The 1,304-nt window shown below is 37.6% G+C and carries 1 protein-coding gene; it reads right to left on the bottom strand.

From position 1 onward, the window contains the following. Positions 1–107 precede the first annotated feature (107 nt). The gene (wecB, locus tag H5158_RS22530) at positions 108–1,223 is read right to left on the bottom strand and encodes a non-hydrolyzing UDP-N-acetylglucosamine 2-epimerase (protein WP_182740965.1); all 1,116 of its coding nucleotides are present in this window, start codon (positions 1,221–1,223) and stop codon (positions 108–110) included. Between the last annotated feature and the right edge of the window lie 81 nt (positions 1,224–1,304).

Raw genomic sequence — 1,304 nt, 5'->3', positions numbered from 1 at the left:
ACAAATTTTAATTTTTAAATTCTTTATGCAAACTTTATTTATGTATTTTTAAGCTTGCCATTATTTTTTGTAAAGTACTGCGCGGGGTAAATCCACGCCTACGCTTATTATTTTGCTAATACATCGCAAATACGCTGGCATGCTTGGCCGTCACCATACGGGTTATGGGCGCGGCTCATTGCTTTATATGCAGCATCATCAGCTAATAACTCATTTAGTGCAGATGTTATTTTTTCTACGTCAGTACCAACTAATTTAACAGTGCCTGCGTCTACTGCTTCTGGGCGCTCTGTAGTATCACGCATTACCAGTACTGGCTTACCTAAACTTGGTGCTTCTTCTTGAATCCCACCTGAGTCAGTTAAAATAATATGTGAGCGATTCATTAAATATACAAATGGTAAGTATTGCTGTGGCTCTATTAAATGTACGTTATCAACATCTTTTAAAATACGTTTTACCGGCTCTTGTACATTCGGGTTTAAATGTACTGGGTACAATATTTGCGTATCTGGGTGAGCTTTAGCTGTTTGTGCGAGCGCTTCACAAATACGCTCAAAACCACCACCAAAGCTTTCACGGCGATGACCTGTAACTAAAATAAGCTTTTTATTTTCATCAAGCATAGGGAATTGTGATGCTAATGTGTTACTTAACTGTGTATCATTTTCTATTTGTTGCTTAACTAGTAGTAAAGCATCAATAACCGTATTACCGGTTACAAATATATTTTCATCTGCATAATTTTCTTTTAAAAGATTAGCTTTTGAGGTATCCGTTGGTGCAAAGTGGAATTGTGTTAAAGCGCCCGTTAGTTTGCGGTTACCTTCTTCAGGCCATGGCGAATAAATATTACCTGTACGTAAGCCTGCTTCAACGTGGCCAACTGCTATTTGCTCATAATATGCTGCTAAACTCGCAGCAAATGTTGTTGCGGTATCACCATGCACTAACACTACATCTGGTTTAAACTCTTTAAGTACTGGAGTTAGCTCTTGCAAAATACGGCTTGTTACTTCTGGCAGTGTTTGCCCTACTTTCATTAAGTTTAAATCGTATTCTGGGGTAATTTTAAAAAGCTGAAGTACTTGATCTAGCATTTCACGGTGCTGCGCCGTTACACATACTTTTGCGTCAAAGCGACTATCGTTAGCTAAAGCGTGCACAAGAGGTGCCATTTTAATGGCTTCTGGGCGAGTACCAAATACTGTTAATACTTTCACTTTACATCCTTTGTGAGTTTTAAAATAATTATTTATCAGCTATAGCTGATAGCTGATAGCTGATAAATAATTATTTTAAAA

This window comes from Pseudoalteromonas sp. SR45-6, from assembly GCF_014163545.1.
GTDB classification, from domain to species: Bacteria; Pseudomonadota; Gammaproteobacteria; order Enterobacterales; family Alteromonadaceae; genus Pseudoalteromonas; species Pseudoalteromonas rhizosphaerae.
This window is presented reverse-complemented; position numbering and strand designations above follow the sequence as displayed.